Raw genomic sequence first — 19,789 nt, forward strand, 5'->3', positions numbered from 1 at the left:
CCCCATGAAAATTCACAATAAACTTTTTTTAATTTTGTTTAGCTTTACCTTTAGCATTATTGCAGGGCTGGTGGTGCTCATACAATGGAGCATAGGCCAAGGTGTTATTGATTATGTGAATGCAAAAGAAATAAAAGCACTTGAGCCGCTTGTTACAAAGCTCGCAAAGCAATATGAAAGCAGTGCCTCGTGGGACGAAGTCATCCGTGACAATAAAAGTTTTAGACGCCTTGTTGAAGCCGAGTTACAAAGCAGCCAATTTTCTGAATTTGCAGAACGCCCAAGTCCTAGAGGCCGGTCAATGAGGCCACCACCACCTGAACGCGGTCGCTTTGATATGAAAGGCCCTCCCAGACCAAACGATATTGCTCATTACGCGTTACTTGATAAAAATAAGCAACCGATAAGAGGGCGTTATCTCAATGAACTCACCTATATCAATACGCCAATTACTGTTAACAATATAGTCATTGGTTATTTAGCTGTTTCAAAAAGAGATAATTTAGTTGATGGCTACGAGCTTGATTTTTTAGAACAGCAAACAGACTACTTATGGTTTATTGCTATAGCTGCTGCTTTATTTACGTTGCTGTTAACTTTTTTACTATCACGGCATTTAGTCAGCCCCGTAAAACAAATTGCAACAGGTATGCACCAGCTGACCCAAGGTAATTTCACCACTAAGCTTACTCTTGATAGAAAAGACGAATTAGGCCAATTGAGTGAAGATTTTAACATGCTTGCCTTAACGCTCGCTAAAGATGAGCAAGTGCGTAAACGTTGGCTGGCAAATATTTCTCACGAATTAAGAACACCCATGAGTATTTTGCTGGGTGAACTTGAAGCCATGTTACTTGGGGTGCGTGAGCCTAACGCCAAAAATATTAGTTCAGCCAATGATGAGGCGATGCATTTAAAGCGCCTAATAGATGATTTACATATGCTAAATAGTGCCGAATTGGGGGGGATGCACTACACCATGCAGCCAACCGATTTAACAATACTGTTAAATACAATCGAGCAAAAATATCAGGTTATATTTGAGCAGCATACAATCAAACTTTACCTATTAAATAGCGCTCAATATGCCAATGTTGAGGCTGATAAAACACGGCTACTGCAGTTGTTTGATAATATTTTAATGAATGCAGTTCATTATGCTCAGTGCACGACTATTTCAATAACTGCTAAAAACATAAGTAAAAAAGGGCAGTCATTTATTGAGCTGAGTATTGAGGATAACGGAGTTGGGGTAGAGTCTTCACATTTAGCGCATTTGTTTGAATACCTGTATCGAGTTGATGGTGCGCGTAACCGCCAAGAAGGTGGCTCAGGCCTTGGTTTATCAATCTGTAAACATATAGTTGAAGGCCATAACGGTGAGATAGTCGCAGAAAAAGCGGACCTAGGTGGTTTAGCTATTATTATACGCCTGCCAACCATTTAACAATGTTTAAACCTAATCTTTAAATTGCCTACTTTATTAAGTGGTTTGAATTTACGTTACGAATAGAGGTGCCAATGAGTGAACACATTTTGATAGTTGAAGATGAAGAAAAATTATCTAATTTAATGAGTGATTTTTTAATGAATCATCATTTTAATACTCATCAAATACACCATGGGAATGACGTACTTCCATGGCTTGAAATTAATAGGCCAAGCCTTATTTTGCTAGACGTAATGTTACCAGGTCAAAGCGGAATCGAATTATGTAAAGCGATTAGGCGTTTTTCCAATGTGCCTATTATTATGGTATCGGCCAAAGTAGAAGAGATAGATCGCTTGCTAGGGCTTGAGTTAGGCGCAGATGATTATATTTGTAAGCCGTTTAGTTACGCAGAGTTGGTTGCGCGGGTAAAAGCTATTTTAAGGCGTCTCAACGTTTCAGCAGTACAAACATCGGTAATGCAATTAGATGAAACCACCTATAAAGTAAAATACCAAGATAACGACATCGAGCTAACTAACTTTGAGTTTCAGTTGTTTAAACCTTTGTTTAATAACCCGAGTAGAATTTATTCACGAGATAGCTTAATGGATACCATGTACACCGATCAGCGTATTGTGAGTCATAGAACGATTGACAGCCACATAAAAAAATTGCGTAAAAAGCTGGATGAATTAACTAAAACAGAGAGTGTGATTCAATCTGTTTATGGGGTAGGTTATCGCTTTGTACACCCGCAATAAGGGAACAAAGCGATTAACAAAAACGTTGGCGTTTTATTCTTCGTCTGAAAAGTTAATGCGCGCTAGTCGCTCTTGCTCTTCATCGGCTGCAGCTTGTATCTCGTCTAGTACTGAATCAACGTCAGCTTCTTCGCTGTCATCTTCAAATTCACCGGTGAGTATAGAATTAGGTGTAAGTTTTGCCTCTTCAAATAGCGCCCACATTTCTTTAGCGTATTGGGTATTTAACAACTCAGGTGCAAACTCACTATAGTAACGACGCATGTTGTTTACGTCACGAGCAAACATGGCTTCAGCGTTATTGTTAGCAGACGCATTTACAGCTTGCGGTAAATCAATAATCACAGGGCCTTTATCGTCAACAAGCACGTTAAACTCTGATAAATCGCCATGAATAATACCCGCGCACAGCATAAGCATAATGTAATGCATCATCAGTGTATGTTGTTTGATAGCTTCCTCTTTACTCATACTTACATGGCCTAGCTGCGGCGCAACATCGCCTTCGCTGTCAGACACAAGTTCCATAAGTAAAACACCATCAACACAAAAATATGTATCGGGTACACGCACACCGGCTCTAGCTAAACGAGAAAGAGCATCAACCTCAGCATTTTGCCAAATCTCTTCTTCTAACTGGCGTCCGTAACTTGAGCGTTTTCCCATTGCGCGAGCTTGGCGACCACCGCGAACTTTTCGGCCTTCTTGGTATTGTGCGGCTTTTTTAAAACTGCGTTTAACAGCATCTTTATAAACCTTTGCACACCGAATGTGTTCACCACAGCGAACTACAAATACATCGGCTTCTTTACCGCTCATTAGTCGGCTAAGTACTTCATCAATTAAACCGTCATCGATAAGGGGTTGTAAGCGTTTTGGTGTTTTCACAGCTTGCCTGCTAAGTGGAGTTGGTTATTAATCATTATTTAAGAAAGTGCTCTGTAATTAGTTGTTTTATATGCTCAAGCAGTATATCAGCTTTGAGAATTAAGGGCAGTATTACGCGCATTTACACATGCTTGCGTTAGCTTATCTGCTGATTGTAAATTGAGCAACCAGAACGCCCTAGAACACATCAATTTTTTAAATTATTTAATGCTTCCTTATTGTTTGCACATTTTTTGCGTTTTTAAGGTGTAAGTTTACGGTATCAACACGCCCTAAATATAAGGTTATTACTATGAAGCATTTAACATCAACGGCAATGATTGTATTACTTAGCATTGTTTTTTCGGCCAATATTGCTGCAAAAGGAAGTAATAACAAACCGCCTAAGCCAGACTTTTCAACTCTCGACACCGATGGCAATGGTGCAATTAGTTTTGATGAATTTAATACTAAAAAGCCACCTCACGGTGACGCACAGACTATTTTTGATGAAATTGATGCTGACGGTAATGGGGAAATAAGCGAGCAAGAATTAAGTGAACATAAACCACCTCGTCGTGAACGTTGAAAGGAAACTAACATGATCAATTCAATAAACAATAACGCTACTAGTTTTATGCCGCAGCAAAAAAGCCAAGCTGTATCGCTAACATCAGAACAAAGTGATTTTGTAAAAGAAACGCTAGCGCAATTTGATCCCGAAAACTTGACCTCTGAAGATGCAAAGAGCATTCAAGCTGCGTTTGAAGAGCAGGGTATTTCACCCACTAAAGAGCTGGCAGAATTGATGAGCGAGCTTGAATTTGATGCTAAAAGTATTGGTGATGCTGGCCGACCTGAAGGGCAAAGACCGCCTCCACCGCCACAAAATTCACTAGAGCAAGTTAATACAGAAGAGGTAGTAAGTTACCTTGATGAATTACTCGAGCAGTATTCAAGCCAAATAAATGATGAAGATAAAGGCGCTATACTCTCGGCCGTTCAAGAAAAGTTTGGCTTGTCTGAATCTGATTCGTTACTCAGTATTAAAGCGTAAATATATGCAAAAGCTGACATTAAAAGCCCAGTAATACTGGGCTTTTAATGTCGGTGGTTAGTTTAAGCGGGTTTTAATTTTACTGGTGCCATCTTCTTCGGTAAATTTAAACACAAAGTCTTTTTTACCGTCTTGGTTAATATCAACTAACAAAATATCTTTACTTTTTTTAGGTAGGGTTAATTTTATTTTTTTACGCTTTTTGCTCAGCAAATTGTTCTCATCGCCGTAGTAAACATAGAGCGTTTTTTTGCTGTACTTATAGACTGCATCGGTTTTGTTATCGCCGTTTATATCGCCTATGTATAAAGGCGGGGTTGCATCGCCATTACTCATATTTATTTCCATCTCAAGATCAATTTCTATGCTTGATTTGCTGGCAAATGAGCCATCTGCTTGTTGCTTATAAATATTCATTTCTACATCTACGTCAGTTTTACCACCGCCCATAGCCATAGAGGCAATAGTGCCAAGGCCAATGTCTAAGTCCATTGTTTGAAGGTCTATTAAGCCATCGTTATTAAAGTCTGTTTCAAATACAAGCTGACTAGGGCCGCTGGTATTTAACAATTTAATAGGTGTTTCACTAAACCCTGTTTTATTACCCAAATAAAGGTTATGCGCTATGTCAATATCGAGCGAATCCATACCTTTCACTGGCTTATATTGCTTGGTAATAAAGTCTAAATAACCATCGTTGTTTATATCAATAAGCTGTTTTATTTTGCGTTTTTCACCGTTACTGAGCTCTCCCAACTCAATATTAAAATTAACGTCAGTCATGGTTTTATTGTAACCATTAGCATTAGCGTAAAGTACATCGGCGCCTTGCTTATTTAAAAATACTAAGTCGTTTAGGCCGTCGTGGTTAAAGTCGGTAATAGTAGGCTGGTTATTAATATCAACCTCAAGGGTGAGTCCTTCTTTTGAAAAATCACCGGTAAATAGCGCTTTTTTTTCAAAAGTATGAGGAGTAAATTGGCCGTTGGTGTTTTGAACATACAGAGTTGTTTGGTTTAAGTCAGGGAGCAAAATATCACTCAGTCCATCTTTGTTTGCGTCAATAATAAAGTTTATTTTTTCAAACTCGGTGACTTCTAGCTGGTTTATTACTGATGTGTATGTAAATAACAGTGAAGGTGTATCCTTACCTGCTTTGTAAATGCCATCGCTTGCTACAACAAGCGCTTGTTTACCACTCGTATTAGCCAGTGTTGCCACGTCAAAGCCAATGGCATTATCAGGCAAAATTAGCTGAGTACTTTGTGCTGATATCAAATCAATATGTTCTAGCTGTTTAAGCTCTTTGTTGAATGCAAATAACGTCGTTGAGCCGGTTGTTACTAACTCTTCGGTGGTTTTAATCGACATAGTTTGTGCCGATAAAACACTAGGCACAAGCAATATAAGTAATGCACTAAATGGTTTCAACATGGTAAGTCCCTTTGTGTAGTTTTAAGTAGGCAAGTATTTAACTCTCTTAAGCCTACGGCAAAAACTAACGTTAGGGTGTAAGTAATTGTAATAAAATGTTTATACTAAATGGATTAATAAAGTAAGTGCTTTTAGGTGTTAGTGCGAATTGTTATGGCGATGTTTATTCTATTTTAGGTAAAAATAATGCGCTAATAGCGCCACAAAACCCAAGCATGCTATAGAGCAAAATAAGTTCAGCGGTAGACAAAAAGCTCTCAAGTAACCCAAGACTGCCTAACATGAGTAAAAGCACACCAATAACCGTATTACTTACCGCAACATAATCGGTACGTTTGTTTCCTTGTGCCATATCGACTAAATACGTTTTGCGGCCAAGGCGAACCCCCTGGTGAGCAACAGAAAGTAAAAAGTAAAGCGTAGGCAGTAGCCACCATGCACTCAATAAATGGTTAAACCACGTTGCAATAACAAATACCGCTAAACCATTGAAAGTGACTAGCATGGCACTAAGCACTAAAACTCGCTGGCTTGATAGGTCACTTAATCGCCCCCAAATTGGCGCCGACACTAAACTAGCTAACCCCGATACGGCAATAAACGTTGCAAGTAATGAAAACTCAAACGACTGGCGACTTGCTAAAATAATATAAAATGGTGCGCTTAAAGCTGAGCACAACAAAAAAGCCCGTGTGACAACAAAGTGGGCAAATTGCTTATCGTGGTAAAGGAGTTTAAGTTTTGTAAATGCGTGCAGTAAACCGTTTTTTCCTCCCTCAGTGGCCCCTTTGTATTCATTTATGCGACTATAAAAAAAGGACGCCACAATCCACATTATTGCGCCCAATACCAAGGCAATTAATACTGTGTTTTGTTCTTTCTGCTGAGAAAAAAACCACATCAACAGCCCAAAGGTCAGGGTTGCCAAACCTGCAATACTTGCCGCTAAGCCACTAATATTACCTCGCTGTTTTTTTGGAATCACTTTTCCCAGTACATCTTTTGCTGCTACTGAATTAAAGCCACGCGCTAAACTAAATAAAATTAACAAACCTAAAATAGCGTAGCCTGCTTGTTTTCCCTCTAATACAAAAGCAACGCCTACCATGGCTAATATACATATCGCTTGCGCAATAGCGCCAATCACCCACACCCATTTTCGAACAGATAGTTTGCGGATCACATCGGCAATGGCCAACTGCGGAAGTAAAGAGCCAGATTCCCTTATTGGTACAAGCCAAGCTATAAAGCTGCCAGGCACGTTTAAGCTGTGCATTAACCATGGGAGCGTTACTTTAGGGTTGAGCAGTGCATCTGCAAATTTACTAAACAGTTGGCTCAGTAATAGAACAATGAAGTTACCGGGTACCTCTTTACATGCAGATTCATCAATTTCTTTGCAGGCTTTAGCATCTTCTTCATTATTAAGGCGCTTATAAATTTGCTCTTTTGTTAGTTTGACCACGGTGTTTTCACAAATTTTGAAGTAAGTAAATTTATACTAGGTTGATATGATTAAATATTCTACTCTCAGTTAGGGTGGTGTGATCACTTTAGCAACGCCATATTAAAATTGAGTATAAAAAACCAGCATTTAAGCTGGCTTTTTTTTATGCATTCTAGCACTTTATTTAAAGTCGTCTGCGCTATGTCGTTCGGCTAACTGATCTTCTTCGGGGCCCCATGTGCGATTAACACGACGACCTCTTTTAACCGCGGGACGCTCAGCAATTTGTTTAGCCCATCTAACAACATGAGTATAAGAGGCAACGTCTAAAAACTCTGCAGCATCGTACAAGTCGCCTAAAACAAGCGAGCCATACCAAGGCCATATAGCCATGTCGGCAATTGAATATTCATCGCCAGCCATATAGTCATTATTACTTAAATGCTGGTTAAGTACATCGAGTTGGCGTTTGGTTTCCATAGTAAAGCGGTCAATAGGGTATTGCATTTTACTTGGCGCATAACTATAAAAATGGCCAAACCCGCCGCCTAAGTAGGGTGCAGAACCCATTTGCCAAAATAACCAGTTACGACACTCGGTTTTTGCTACAAGGCCTTTAGGTATAAATGCGTTAAATTTTTCACCTAAATATTGCAAAATAGAGCCCGACTCAAATACACGTGTTGGCGGTGTTGTTGAGTGATCAAGTAACGCAGGGATTTTTGAATTTGGATTAATATTAACAAAGTCAGAACCAAACTGATCCCCCTCGCCAATATTAATTAGATAAGCATCGTATTGCGCCTCATTAATACCAAGCTCTAAAAGTTCTTCAAACATAATCGCGGCTTTTTGGCCGTTCGGTGTTGCTAGCGAGTAAAGCTGAAATGAATGTTCACCAATAGGTAAGGTTTTGTCATGAGTTGCCCCAGCTATGGGCCTATTAATATTGGCAAACTTACCGCCACTTTCACTTTCCCACGTCCATACTTTGGGTGGTGTGTAATCGTTTTTATTGCTCATAAATAACCTCACTGTTAGATTAATTTACTTAAAATAGTTTTTCACAAACCTTTTTGTCTATCTGCTTTTGCTAATTTATAACCCAAAAACAATCCACTTAAGGCTCCGAATAAGTGGCTTTCAAACGAAATATGAAAACGTTGCGGCAATACGCCCCAAATAAAACCGCTATAAAGTATGGCAACGACTACAGCGATTACGATTGATTTTAGCGAGCGCCTAACCACGCCATAGCAGAGAATAAAACCCCATAAACCATATATTACACCGCTCAAACCAACATGAAAATTACTGCGACCAAATGCCCATACAAGCAAACCACCTAAAAGCGCAGTAAAAAAAAACACGGTGTAAAATCGTTTAACACTGTATTGACAAATAAGCCAACTGAGCACTGCAAAAGGCAGCATATTACTGGCAAAGTGCCACCAGCTACCGTGTAAAAAGGGAGCGCAAAGTATGCCAATTAAACCTTGAATGCTACGCGGATAAATACCTAAACCATTGAGGTTTATTCCAGGGAGGCTATTAATAACTTGAAGTACAAAGCAAACAGCAACAATACTAAATATTGCAAATCGTGAAGTAGTAACTAATGACAGAGACTGGGTTGTCATATATTTTCCCTAATGAGCTTGAGCAGTTGCTAGTATAGGAATTGTATTGAGTAATGAAAAGCAAATAAAAAGCACAGCTAAAATGCTGTGCTTAATCAAGGCCGTATTGGCCTTTAGTGTATAATTGCTATTAACCTAATTTAGTTAATAGTTTTTTAGCAGCAAGCTCTGAACTCGCAGGGTTTTGACCTGTGATCAATAAACCATCTTCTAAAGCAAGCACACCCCAATCTTCAGTTTTTTGGTAGTCGCCGCCTTTTTTGATTAGCTCGTCTTCCACTAAAAAAGGAACTACGTCAGTCAGTTGTACTGCTTCTTCTTCGCTATTAGTAAAGCCGGTTACTTTTTTACCTGCTACAAATGCGTTGCCGTCTGCATCTTTGACATTTAAAAACACAGCACTTGCATGACATACGCCAGCAACTGGTTTTTCTTCTTTAATAAAGCTTTCAATTAGCGATACAGAATCGGAGTTATCTACTAAATCCCATAATGGGCCGTGGCCACCAGGGTAAAATACTGCGTCGTAATCACTTGAATTTACTTCGCTTAGTGCATGGGTATTAGCCATTAGCGCTTGCGCTGCGCTGTCTGCATCGTAACGTTTAGTTGCATCGGTTTGAAAATCAGCAAGCGTGCTTGTAGGGTCAATTGGCGGTTGGCCGCCAGCCGGAGACGCAAGCGTTACTTCAGCGCCTGCATCAACAAATGCATAGTAAGGTGCTGCAAATTCTTCAACCCAAAAACCGGTTTTTTCACCTGTGTTACCAAGATCCGAATGTGAAGTAAGTACCATAAGTATTTTTTTAGCCATAACAATATTCCTTCGATAATTGAGTTAATTAGTATTTGGTATTCACCAAACTCGTGTATTTACTATATGCATTTAAACCACTTTAAACAACGATGATAAATTTGACTTTATTGGTTTAATAATTGATACAATATGTGGGTTGAATTTTAAACTAGGCGGAAACAGCCATGAAAGTCTCATTCGAACAATTAAAAAGTATGGTGGTGTTTGCACAAATTGTAGAGCAAGGAAGTTTAACTGCCGCTTCTAAGCAACTAGGTTTAACACGCGCTGTGGCAAGTTATCACTTAAAAAAATTAGAAACCCAGCTTGAAGTTACACTTTTAAACCGCTCTACTCGCACAATGACACTTACAGAGGCCGGTATAGCGTACTACGAGCGTTGTCGTGTTATTACTGAGCAAGCCAATGCCGCTAATCAACAAATAGAAAATATAAAAAGCGAGCCGCAAGGTTTACTTAAAGTGAGTTGCCCAGTGAATGTAGGTATGCAATTAATTGTACCCGCTATAAATACGTTTAAGCGTCAATATCCAAAAATTGACATCGACCTACAACTGACAGACGACGTAGTAGATATAATAAAAAATGGCTTTGATATTGCCATTCGAGGTGTTGCGTTAAGTGACTCAAACTTACAAGCGACAAAACTAACCACAATGAGCACCTGTATTTGTGGCTCGTCAGATTACTTTAACTATTTTGGTAAACCTAAAACGCCAGCTGAGTTAAAAGCGCACAAATGGGTCGTTTATCAATTAGGGAGTAAAACATTAACACTGCAAAAAGATGGCAAACAATACGACATTGCAATGCAAGGTGGTTTAAGTACTAATAATGCGGCAGCTCGAACGGCATTTGTAGAAGCGGGGCATGGCCTCGGTCGTATTCCTCTTTATGATGCGTGGCCTAAAGTGCAAGCTGGGCTACTAGAGATCATACTAGACGATTACAAAACTAAAGATATTGAGCTTTACGGGGTGTTTCCGCCTGGTGCCACAGGCTCTAAAAAACTTAGGTTATTTATTGATTATTTAAAAGCCTACTTTGTAAAGCAGCATACCGCGCTGGGTATGCTGAAAAGTACTTAATAAGACGTTTTTTTACGTGTTTATAAAGTGCGACTAAATAGCGCCACGGCTTGTTGGTACATTGCGATTGCCAGTGCGCCGTCGTATCGCTCACCTTCATCACGCATAAAGGCATGTTGCGCGTTAACCTCTTGCCACTGGTAGTTAATGCCTGTCGCTACACATTGCTGATAAATTTTACTGCGGCCTTCTTGTGGTACATGAGGGTCTTGTTTACCCCAAATAAAATGTATTTCACCTTGTATATCGGCCATGCGCTCAAATGAATTGTTTCCTTCTTGAGCTGGTAATGTATTGCTGTGAATATCCGTTGCGTATAAGCAAAACGCTGCTTTAATTTGGGGATTAAGTGCAGCTCTGTAAGCTAAATGTCCGCCAATACATACACCCATCGCTCCCACTGAACCTGAGCAATACTGCTGCGATTTTACAAAATCGATTAATGTTTGTGTGTCGCTATCGTGATGCTCAAGCGGTTTTTTCCACTTATCCGCATTGCCTTTGTCTTTACCTGCATCATCGTAGGCAAGTACAGTTCCGATAGGGTTTAACTCATGAAATACTTCAGGCACGAGTACAACAAAACCATGGCTTGCCAAAAGTGCGGCACTTCGAGCAATAGGAGCCGTTTGCTGAAAAATCTCAGAATAAAAAACAATGGCAGGAAACTGCCCATCGGCTTGTGGACGATACACTGTGGTTCGCATTAGGCCTGTTGGCGTTGGTAAGTCGGTATTATGTTGTTGGATGATCATAAAAGCGCTCAGTTAAAAAGGTTTGGTAATTTCTTTATGGTAACTGAGCGCAGCAGAATAAACGACCGCTGAAATGCGTTTTTAAATGCTGGCTGGCATTTTATTACAGCTTGCGTAGTAGCTTACCGTGGCTGGCCAATCAGAAAATATACCCATTACACCCACTTGTTTTGCTAAAACATCTACTACAGTCATCATATCGCCATCGTTATTGATTACATCAGCAATTGACTGATAATAATAACCACCCCCTTCATTTAGCGGCCCTGAGCGCTCTAGGCTCCATGCTATGAGCTTCAAACCTGCCGCTTTTGCTTCAATTGCGTATTGTGAAGGAACAATATTGTTGTCGTTATCGATGGTAAGCATCATCCAAATGGGAGGTGCAAGTATTTTAACGTCGTCAGCAACCAGTTCAGCCATGCTTGGTTGCCATGTTGCTGGATTGCTCGGGTCAAAACCAGCTTCACTATCGCGACCATCTAAATAAACACTTTGACCTGCAAATTCAGGGTTGGTGTTAATCCAATATTTTACATCGTCTAAATTAAACGATTGTGGGTATACATGATTTGCGGGAACATCTAATTGCGTGTACTCATCAAGCATTTTTTGTGCGTATTGTTCTTGGCTCATACCATCAAAAGGCATGCTAACTTGAGGCGACTTAAGCTCTGGGGTCATTTTTACACCCAACTCTTTAAATAACTCAATACTTTGCTTGTGGGTTAATAGCGTTCCTGTTTTTGAGTATAAATCGGTACGCCAATTTGGGGTGCCGTCAAGGTATTCTGCCACTGTGGTGGCTTTAGGATTCGCACCATCCATTTTTCCTTCAAGGGTTAAAAATTCGCTCAGGCTAATATCGCTTGTACAGCACTTTGCTGAGGCCGGAGTCCCAGTATTTGGATCGGCTGGGGTAAATGGCACACTGCATTTGGCGGCAAGTTCTGGGATAGCTAAAATGTTAGTGGTGGTATGTAAGTCACATTGTGAGTGGCGACACACTAGTTCTTTATCGTTTGTAAACGTTACATCGCACTCTACAATACCTGCGCCCATTCGCGCTGCTGCAATATAAGATTCTTTAGTGTGTTCAGGGTATTGCATTGGGGCACCGCGATGCCCAATTGAAAAGTCTGTCTTATAAAATGGGCCATCTTGGCATGATGCTAATTGTGTTTTTAACTCGCTTGGCGCCATGTCGTTAATTAAATAATCAGGGCGTGTGCCAAGTTGAACATTGCTACCTTGGGCCACTTCTACAACGACTGGCGTGGGTACTTCTACAATTTCAACTTCAGTGTTAGTTACTAAAACGTCTTTTTCGACTACTTTAACTTCATCGTCACAACCGGTAAGTGCAACAATTAGAAGGCAACTGGCAGATAAGGTAATACGCTTCATTGTTTATCCTTAAAAAATAAAAGTTGCACTACCTTAGTAACTCTTAATGACAATTAAACGACAGAAAAGTGAACTTATTTTTTCGTCATTATCTGATTAACCACTAACGCTAAAAGCATTATTGCTGCACCAATACTTAGCCTAAAAATATCGGCATCTCTATTCCAAATAACAATATTAACAATAATACCGGCAGGGATGAGTAAGTTATTCATGACCGCCAACGCCCCAACATTGACAAGCGTTGCGCCTTTATTCCATAAAAAATAACCTAGGCCAGAAGCCACAACCCCTAAATAAATTAAAATACCCCATTGTGTATTTGTGCTTGGCAGCTTGCTTGGATTGCCAAATAAAGCGTAACATAATCCTGCAACAATAAGCGCACCAATAAAAAACCAGCTAAATGCCGCCTTGTCGTCAAATTCCTTGCCTTGCATTAACCGTTTGTAAGTAACTTGCCCGGTTGCAAAACTTAAATTGGCTCCTTGTACAAGCAACAGCCCTAGCCAAAAGTCATTGTCGAGATTTTCATAACGAATTGCTACTGCACCCAATACGGCAATTAAGGCGACAATAAAAAATTGCGGATTAAACTGTTTGTTAAGGGTATCGTTTAATAAAGTAATATAGAGCGGCGTCATAACCGTAAAAAGCAATACTTCAGGGACGCTTAAAAACAAAAATGAGTGGTAGTAAAAAATGTACATAACCCCAAGTTGCACAGCGCCTATTAACATAAGCTTGATTGCGAGGGTGGGAGGAAGGCGTTTAATAAACGGTAAAAATACCAATGTAGCTAGCGCAACACGTATTAATACGCTAAACCATGCATCAACGTGCCCAGCTAAATATACGCCAATTAAACTAAACGAAAATGCCCAAAGCAGGGTCACTGCAAATAAATAGCCCATAACCATCATTTTGTAATAATTAATTGGCTAAGTTTATCTGTTATAAATTAAGGTATAAACAATAAAAGCCCGCAAGCGGGCTTTTATATTAAAAATAATAAGTTATTATTCTACTAAACCACGGCGCTTAAGTAGTGCGTCGGTTGTTGGTTTTTGACCTCTAAACTCAATGTAGCTTTGCATTAAGTCGCGGCTATTACCTTTTGATAGGATTTCTTTACGGAAGTTATCGCCGTTTTCACGTGTTAAACCACCGTTGTTTTCCATGTGTGCAAACGCATCGGCTGCAAATACTTCAGTCCAAAGGTAGGCGTAGTAACCCGCAGAGTAACCGCCAGCAAAAGTATGGCTAAAGTAGTTTGATTTATAACGCGGTGGTACAGGGTAGTAATCAATACCATGAGCTTTTAGTGCTGCGTTTTCAAACTCTTGAACATCATTGATTTTCTTATCTGAACCAAATGAATGCCATTCCATATCCAGTAAAGCAGCAGCTAAATATTCAGTAGTACCAAAACCTTGGTTGAATTTTTGCGATGCTAATACTTTATCAAGTAATGCTTGTGGAATTGGCTCACCTGTTTTGTAGTGCTTAGCGTAATTAGCAAGTACGCTAGGCTCAATCATCCAATCTTCATGCGCTTGAGATGGAAATTCAACAAAGTCACGCGCCGTTGCAGTACCAGCAAGGCTTGGGTATTTAACATCTGAGAATAAACCGTGAGCCGCATGACCAAATTCATGGAACATAGTCGACACTTCGTCAAAGGTCATAAGCGTTGGCTCGCCTTCAGCAGGCTTTGGAATATTTTGCGCGTTATAAATAACAGGTTTAGTGCCTTTTAAGCCGCTTTGGCTTACGTATGCACTCATCCATGCGCCGCCACGCTTGCCTTCACGTGCGTATGGGTCCATGTAAAATAAACCAATTGCACTGCCGTCAGCGTTGAATACTTCATAAACGGTTACATCTTCGTGGTAAACCGGTAAGTCTTGACGTTCTTTGAACGTAATACCGTACAGTTTATTCATTGCAAAGAATAAACCATCGTTAATTACTGAGCTCATTTCAAAGTAAGGTTTAACTAACGCAGGGTCTAGGTCGTACTTTTCAGCCCGTACTTTTTCAGCGTAAAATGCCCAATCCCAAGGTTTAAGTTCAAAGCTTTCGCCCGAATCATTAATTACTTTTTGAATAGCAGCGGCTTCAATTTTTGCTTTTTCAACTGCTTTAGGGGCAAGGTCATCTAAAATGCCATATACATTTTCAGTTGTTTGCGCCATACGCGACGTCATTACATACGAAGCCCAGTCTTTGTAGCCTAACAGCTCTGCTTTTTGTGCACGCAAGTTAGTTTCTTCAATGATGATAGGGCCATTAGTTTGTGCTGCACGGTTTGCTGATGCAGTAAAAATTTGCTTACGTAATTCGCGGTTTTCAAGGCTCGATAAAATAGGCTGTTGCGTGGTGTTCACAAGCGTGATCATGTAGCCATCTTTACCTGCTTTTTTGGCTGCAGCTGCAAGGCCTGCAATTTCACCCTCAGAAAGGCCTGCAAGTTTAGACTTGTCAGTAACAACAATCACATCTTCTTTAAACGATTTTAAAACGTTTTGTGAAAACGCAGTAGATAAATTAGCAAGCTGTGCGTTAATTTCGCGCATTTTTGCTTTTTCTTCGTCACTTAATTTAGCACCGGCTTTTACAAACTGCTTGTAGTAAAAGTCAACAAGGCGTTGATCTTCAGCGCTTAGTGCTGCTTGGTTATCGTAGATTGTTTGAACGCGCTCGAATAAAGCACCGTTTAAATAAATGTCATCAGAGTGAGCCGATAATACTGGCGCCATTTTTTTACTAATACGCTGGTATTCGTCATCTGAAATTAAGCCCGATAAGTTATAAAATGCCGTTGATACACGGTTCAATAACTCACCAGATAGTTCCATTTCAACTAATGTGTTTTTAAATGTTGCTGGCTCTGGGTTATTAGCAATTGCTTGAATTTGAGCTGTATGCTCTGCAATACCCGCGTCGAATACAGCTTCGTAATCTTTAGTACCAAATTTATCAAACTCAGGTGCCATGTATTGTAAAGGACTTGGTTTGAATAACACATTGCTTGCGTTTACGTCTTGCACTTGTGCTGCGCTTTCTTTTGCCATTGTTTGTGTTTCTGATTTATTTTCTGAACAGGCAGATAGTAATAATGCACTAGCAATTGTAGTGGCGATTAGGGTTTTACGCATAATAACTCCATAGAAAGATTAGCCGGAATAGGCTCTTCGAGTCGAAAAACCCACTTAACTTACCAAATTTTGATTTATATACAATAAAGTTTATCGAGATTATGCAGGATTTAAACGCAAATTAGCTAAAAATAGATGTTTAGGTAGGTAAAAGTAGCTTGTGTTGATTGTTTTTTGGTGGCACAAGTACTGCAAAATAACAAAGTGTATTTTTTAAAGTCAGTTAAATTGCATTGTGGCGTGCTAAGGTTAGTTAATTAAAACACATTCACCCTATAATAAAATTAAAGACTCCCGATTGGAAAATAAATGAATTTAGAACAAATAAACGAAATCCTTTCTTTTGTTGTATTTAGTTACAACGATATACAACTCACAGTGGCAAAAATAATTCAGGTGCCGCTTATTTTATTTGCAATGTGGTTTGTGGTGACACACATTGGCAAGTTAATAAAGAGAACTTTACTCGCAAAAAAAATAAGCCAAGATGCTGTTCATTTATTTACGCGTATTTATTTTATTTTAAGTATCGCCATTTTAGTTTTTACCTCGCTAGAAGTATTAAATATTCCATTGACGGCTTTTGCGTTTGTATCTGGCGCCATAGCAATAGGCGTGGGGTTTGGTGCGCAAAATATAATTAATAACTTTATAAGCGGTTGGATATTAATGTGGGAACGCCCCATTCGAATAGGTGATTTTTTAGAAGTCGGCAGTGCTAAAGGTGTCGTCGAAACTATAAATACTCGTTCAACGCGTATACGTCGAAATGATGGCGTACATATGTTGATCCCCAACAGCCAATTATTAGAAAACACCGTAACAAACTGGACGTTAATTGATGGGAATGCACGCTCGTCGGTAAGCGTAGGTGTTGCTTATGGATCGGATGTAGTTTTAGTTAAAAAACTCATCCAACAGGTGCTTGATGAGCATAAAGCGATTTTAAAAACACCAAAATCGGCAGTGCTTTTTGACGACTTTGCCGATAGCTCATTAGTTTTTAACGCTGTTTTTTGGGTATGTGCTGAATCTGAAACCATGCTTAGAACCGTGCGCAGTGATATTCGCTTTAGTCTGTACGATGTATTTGAGCAAAATAATGTAGTGATTGCGTTCCCTCAACGAGACATTCACATAGATGGAGAAATAGCCTTAAAACGAACGTGATAAAGCATTGAGGAAAAAACCGGCTAGTGCGGTTTTTCACCTTAGCAAAAACTGTTCCTAATTTAGGTTTTTTAGTTAAAACGTTAAAACTGCTACTTTATTTGTAGTTTTATTGATAAGGACATATGTCCTTATATTTGGGTTTTTACATCTAAAAAGTAATAAAAAGTCGCTATCTTGTGGTTAAATGTTGCAAAAAAGTTTCAAAATTACAAATATTTTATGCAGTAAATTTATCACACAGTGGTATAATCTCACTCGTTCGTTCAGCCTTATTATTTCGTTTTTGTACTCTCGATAATAAGGTCCGCGCGCATATAGCCAAGTCGCGAAAAATTGTACGAGCCCGCAATGAATACATTGCGCAACACAAAAAACCGTTGAACAAGAGTGCATACAAAAGGTTAAAACCCGACATGAAAGCAATTAAAAAATCTGCAATAGCGACAATCATTAATGCCGCACTATTATCTGCTGCTGGCACTTCTGTTTCTTCATTTGCTGCTGAAGAAGAAACGGCTAAAAAAAATAACCAATTAGAAGTTATTCAAGTTACTGCTCGTAAACGTGTAGAAAATGCTCAAGAGGTGCCTGTAGCTGTATCTGCACTGCAAGGTGATAACCTTGATGCATACAGCTCGGCAGGCATGGATATTCGTTTTATGAACGCAAAAATTCCAAGCTTGTCTATCGAATCTTCATTTGGCCGTTCTTTCCCACGTTTTTACGTACGTGGTTTAGGTAACACGGATTTCGATTTAAATGCGTCTCAACCTGTATCGTTAGTTGTTGATGAAGTTGTTCAAGAAAATGCGATTTTAAAAGGCTTTCCTGTATTTGATGTTGAACGCGTAGAGGTATTACGTGGTCCGCAAGGTACTTTATTTGGCCGTAATACGCCTGCAGGCCTTGTTAAGTTTGACTCAGTTAAACCTAGCCAAGAGTTCGACGGTTACGGTGCGGTTTCATACGGAAGCCGTGGCGCAGTAGACACTGAAGGTGCTGTAGGTGGTGCGTTAACAGATCGTTTATCTGCTCGCGTTTCATTATTATGGCAAGATAAAGATGATTACATTGATAACCAAGCACCTAATTTTGAAGCTAAAGATCAACAGGGCGGTTATACTGAAAAAGCAGCACGTATTCAGTTTTTATACGAAGGCGATGATTTTTCTGCTTTATTAAACTATCACACACGTGATTTAGATGGTTCACCTATCGCGTTCCGCGCAAATGTTATTGAGTCTGGTTCTAACGAATTAGTCGATAATTATGAGCACGATGTTGTATATCAAGATGCCGGTGCTCGTTCTACTCAACAAGTAGAATCTGAAGGTATGAGTCTAAGACTTGAGTGGGATCTTGAAAACCACACTGTAACGTCTATCTCTGCATGGGAAAGCGCTGAAATATACTCTCGTGGTGATATTGACGGTGGTTACGGTGCTGTCTTCCTTCCTGATTACATGGGGCCTGGCTTTATTCCTTTCCCTTCAGAAAGTGCCGATGGTATCCCTGAGCAAGATCAAATTACTCAAGAGCTTCGTTTATCAAGTAACTTTGACGGCGACTTAAACTATCAAGTGGGCGTTTTTTACTTTGATGAAGAACTAACAATTGAAAACTTTAGCTACGACACATTTTCATCACCAAATGCTGGCGCCTTAAACGGGTATGTAAAACAGCAGCAAGACACAACAGCATGGGCAGTATTTGGCTCGGTTGATTATGTTGTATCTGATGATTTAAAAGTAACAGCGGGTCTTCGTTACTCTGATGATGAAAAAGACTTCTCTGCAGATCGTACACTAAGCCCTATTGGCGGTGGTGCTTTATTTATCGAGCAAGATGTTAGCGATAGCCACGTGAGCTGGGATTTATCTGCAAACTACAAAGTAAACGAGGACGTAAACTGGTACAGCCGTGTAGCGAACACATTCCGTGCACCAAGCTTGCAAGGTCGTATTTTATTTGGTGATGAAGTAACAACCGCTGATTCTGAAACCGTAACTTCATTTGAAACAGGTATTAAATCAGACGTGTTAGACGGACAAGGTCGCGTAAACGCAACTGTGTTCTACTACACAATGAGCGATCAGCAATTGACTGCTGTAGGTGGTGGTGCAAACTTTAACCGCTTAATCAATGCAGATAAAACCACGGGCTACGGTTTTGAGTTAGACACTGAGTGGGTATTAAGCGATGAGCTTAATGCAACATTTAACTTAAGCTATAACAAAACTGAGCTTAAAGATAATGACCTAGCTGTAGCTGTGTGTGGCCAGTGTACTGTGACAGATCCAACTTTCCAAGTTGCAGGTCCTTTTGGTCCTGAAGCTCGTGCAATTTTAGACGGTAACAGCTTACCGCATGCACCAGAGTGGATTTCTAACTTTACACTTCGTTACACTAAAGAGCTTGAAGATGGTGATTTCTTTGCAAATGGTGACATTTCTTACCGCAGCAAAATCAACATGTTCTTATATGAGTCTGTAGAGTTTGAAGGCAAGCCTTTAACTGAAGTTGGTCTTCGTGCAGGTTACAGATGGGCACAAGGTGACTACGAATACGAAGTTGCTGGTTTTGTTCGTAACTTATTTGATGAGCAACAAGCAATAGGCGCAATCGACTTTAACAATAACACAGGTATTGTTAATGAAGAGCGTTATGTTGGTGCTGAATTTAAAGTTAAATTCTTCTAATTAGTAGATTAGAAATATGCATTTAAAAGCCTGCCATGTGCAGGCTTTTTA

Annotated in this window: 17 protein-coding genes; 7 read left to right on the forward strand and 10 right to left on the reverse strand. The window is 39.7% G+C overall.

All coding sequences use genetic code 11. The features are described 5' to 3' along the window. Positions 1–4 precede the first annotated feature (4 nt). Together ACFI34_RS10960 and ACFI34_RS10965 are read left to right on the forward strand one after the other, a co-directional pair. A complete protein-coding gene (locus ACFI34_RS10960; RefSeq protein ID WP_462673504.1) occupies positions 5–1,447 on the forward strand; it encodes an ATP-binding protein in 1,443 nt (480 codons plus the stop codon). 74 nt (positions 1,448–1,521) lie between these two features. Next, positions 1,522–2,193, forward strand: coding sequence for a response regulator (locus tag ACFI34_RS10965; RefSeq protein WP_006791444.1), 672 nt, complete (start codon positions 1,522–1,524; stop codon positions 2,191–2,193). A 33-nt stretch (positions 2,194–2,226) separates the two neighbouring features. Here ACFI34_RS10965 and ACFI34_RS10970 read toward each other — a convergent pair whose 3' ends face one another. Further along, a complete protein-coding gene (locus ACFI34_RS10970; RefSeq protein WP_462673505.1) occupies positions 2,227–3,081 on the reverse strand; it encodes a PA4780 family RIO1-like protein kinase in 855 nt (284 codons plus the stop codon). 292 nt (positions 3,082–3,373) lie between these two features. On the opposite strand from ACFI34_RS10970, the gene ACFI34_RS10975 reads away from it, so the two are divergent. Both ACFI34_RS10975 and ACFI34_RS10980 read left to right on the forward strand, forming a co-directional pair. Next, complete coding sequence (locus tag ACFI34_RS10975; RefSeq protein ID WP_008132299.1) at positions 3,374–3,649, forward strand: EF-hand domain-containing protein; 276 nt, start codon at positions 3,374–3,376, stop codon at positions 3,647–3,649. A gap of 12 nt (positions 3,650–3,661) precedes the next feature. Continuing rightward, complete coding sequence (locus ACFI34_RS10980) at positions 3,662–4,117, forward strand: hypothetical protein (RefSeq protein WP_462673506.1); 456 nt, start codon at positions 3,662–3,664, stop codon at positions 4,115–4,117. Between the two features lie 57 nt (positions 4,118–4,174). On the opposite strand, the gene ACFI34_RS10985 is transcribed toward ACFI34_RS10980, so the two are convergent. The 5 genes from ACFI34_RS10985 to ACFI34_RS11005 all read right to left on the reverse strand — a co-directional run bounded on the left by ACFI34_RS10985 (position 4,175) and on the right by ACFI34_RS11005 (position 9,452). Further along, positions 4,175–5,551: an FG-GAP repeat domain-containing protein gene (locus tag ACFI34_RS10985; RefSeq protein WP_462673507.1), complete on the reverse strand. Its 1,377-nt coding sequence runs from the start codon at positions 5,549–5,551 to the stop codon at positions 4,175–4,177. Between the two features lie 163 nt (positions 5,552–5,714). Further along, positions 5,715–7,016: an MFS transporter gene (locus tag ACFI34_RS10990; RefSeq protein WP_462673508.1), complete on the reverse strand. Its 1,302-nt coding sequence runs from the start codon at positions 7,014–7,016 to the stop codon at positions 5,715–5,717. Between the two features lie 162 nt (positions 7,017–7,178). Next, a complete protein-coding gene (yghU, locus tag ACFI34_RS10995; protein ID WP_462673509.1) occupies positions 7,179–8,021 on the reverse strand; it encodes a glutathione-dependent disulfide-bond oxidoreductase in 843 nt (280 codons plus the stop codon). 41 nt (positions 8,022–8,062) lie between these two features. Further along, entirely contained in the window at positions 8,063–8,638 is a 576-nt protein-coding gene (locus ACFI34_RS11000; RefSeq protein WP_462673510.1) for a rhomboid family intramembrane serine protease, read from the reverse strand. Between the two features lie 130 nt (positions 8,639–8,768). Next, entirely contained in the window at positions 8,769–9,452 is a 684-nt protein-coding gene (locus tag ACFI34_RS11005; RefSeq protein WP_462673511.1) for a type 1 glutamine amidotransferase domain-containing protein, read from the reverse strand. Between the two features lie 167 nt (positions 9,453–9,619). On the opposite strand from ACFI34_RS11005, the gene ACFI34_RS11010 reads away from it, so the two are divergent. Next, positions 9,620–10,543 (forward strand): LysR family transcriptional regulator, encoded by a 924-nt coding sequence (locus tag ACFI34_RS11010; RefSeq protein ID WP_462673512.1) that lies wholly within the window; start codon positions 9,620–9,622, stop codon positions 10,541–10,543. Positions 10,544–10,563: 20 nt separating this feature from the next. Here ACFI34_RS11010 and ACFI34_RS11015 read toward each other — a convergent pair whose 3' ends face one another. The 4 genes from ACFI34_RS11015 to ACFI34_RS11030 form a co-directional block, all read right to left on the reverse strand. Continuing rightward, complete coding sequence (locus ACFI34_RS11015) at positions 10,564–11,298, reverse strand: dienelactone hydrolase family protein (protein WP_462673513.1); 735 nt, start codon at positions 11,296–11,298, stop codon at positions 10,564–10,566. Positions 11,299–11,379: 81 nt separating this feature from the next. Beyond that, a complete protein-coding gene (locus tag ACFI34_RS11020) occupies positions 11,380–12,705 on the reverse strand; it encodes a glycerophosphodiester phosphodiesterase family protein (protein ID WP_462673514.1) in 1,326 nt (441 codons plus the stop codon). A gap of 74 nt (positions 12,706–12,779) precedes the next feature. After that, a complete protein-coding gene (locus tag ACFI34_RS11025) occupies positions 12,780–13,619 on the reverse strand; it encodes a DMT family transporter (protein WP_462673515.1) in 840 nt (279 codons plus the stop codon). Between the two features lie 105 nt (positions 13,620–13,724). Continuing rightward, positions 13,725–15,866, reverse strand: coding sequence for a M3 family metallopeptidase (locus ACFI34_RS11030; RefSeq protein WP_462673516.1), 2,142 nt, complete (start codon positions 15,864–15,866; stop codon positions 13,725–13,727). A 309-nt stretch (positions 15,867–16,175) separates the two neighbouring features. On the opposite strand from ACFI34_RS11030, the gene ACFI34_RS11035 reads away from it, so the two are divergent. Next, complete coding sequence (locus ACFI34_RS11035) at positions 16,176–17,036, forward strand: mechanosensitive ion channel family protein (RefSeq protein WP_006791430.1); 861 nt, start codon at positions 16,176–16,178, stop codon at positions 17,034–17,036. 416 nt (positions 17,037–17,452) lie between these two features. Further along, positions 17,453–19,738 carry a TonB-dependent receptor gene (locus ACFI34_RS11040; RefSeq protein WP_462673517.1) on the forward strand — a complete coding sequence of 762 codons (2,286 nt, stop codon included), beginning with the start codon at positions 17,453–17,455 and terminating at the stop codon, positions 19,736–19,738. The last annotated feature ends 51 nt before the right edge of the window (positions 19,739–19,789 follow it).

Source organism: Pseudoalteromonas sp. PSi26 (assembly GCF_054960575.1).

What these genes read in the sequence shown, in the direction of transcription:
- ACFI34_RS11005 (WP_462673511.1), bottom strand. Translation starts at nt 9,452, where the DNA reads ATGGCTAAAAAAATACTTATGGTACTTACTTCACATTCGGATCTTGGT.
- ACFI34_RS10980 (WP_462673506.1), top strand. Translation starts at nt 3,662, where the DNA reads ATGATCAATTCAATAAACAATAACGCTACTAGTTTTATGCCGCAGCAA.
- ACFI34_RS11040 (WP_462673517.1), top strand. Translation starts at nt 17,453, where the DNA reads ATGAAAGCAATTAAAAAATCTGCAATAGCGACAATCATTAATGCCGCA.
- ACFI34_RS11035 (WP_006791430.1), top strand. Translation starts at nt 16,176, where the DNA reads ATGAATTTAGAACAAATAAACGAAATCCTTTCTTTTGTTGTATTTAGT.
- ACFI34_RS10965 (WP_006791444.1), top strand. Translation starts at nt 1,522, where the DNA reads ATGAGTGAACACATTTTGATAGTTGAAGATGAAGAAAAATTATCTAAT.
- ACFI34_RS11010 (WP_462673512.1), top strand. Translation starts at nt 9,620, where the DNA reads ATGAAAGTCTCATTCGAACAATTAAAAAGTATGGTGGTGTTTGCACAA.
- ACFI34_RS10975 (WP_008132299.1), top strand. Translation starts at nt 3,374, where the DNA reads ATGAAGCATTTAACATCAACGGCAATGATTGTATTACTTAGCATTGTT.
- ACFI34_RS11025 (WP_462673515.1), bottom strand. Translation starts at nt 13,619, where the DNA reads ATGGGCTATTTATTTGCAGTGACCCTGCTTTGGGCATTTTCGTTTAGT.
- ACFI34_RS10960 (WP_462673504.1), top strand. Translation starts at nt 5, where the DNA reads ATGAAAATTCACAATAAACTTTTTTTAATTTTGTTTAGCTTTACCTTT.
- ACFI34_RS11030 (WP_462673516.1), bottom strand. Translation starts at nt 15,866, where the DNA reads ATGCGTAAAACCCTAATCGCCACTACAATTGCTAGTGCATTATTACTA.
- ACFI34_RS10985 (WP_462673507.1), bottom strand. Translation starts at nt 5,551, where the DNA reads ATGTTGAAACCATTTAGTGCATTACTTATATTGCTTGTGCCTAGTGTT.
- ACFI34_RS11015 (WP_462673513.1), bottom strand. Translation starts at nt 11,298, where the DNA reads ATGATCATCCAACAACATAATACCGACTTACCAACGCCAACAGGCCTA.
- yghU (WP_462673509.1), bottom strand. Translation starts at nt 8,021, where the DNA reads ATGAGCAATAAAAACGATTACACACCACCCAAAGTATGGACGTGGGAA.
- ACFI34_RS11020 (WP_462673514.1), bottom strand. Translation starts at nt 12,705, where the DNA reads ATGAAGCGTATTACCTTATCTGCCAGTTGCCTTCTAATTGTTGCACTT.
- ACFI34_RS11000 (WP_462673510.1), bottom strand. Translation starts at nt 8,638, where the DNA reads ATGACAACCCAGTCTCTGTCATTAGTTACTACTTCACGATTTGCAATA.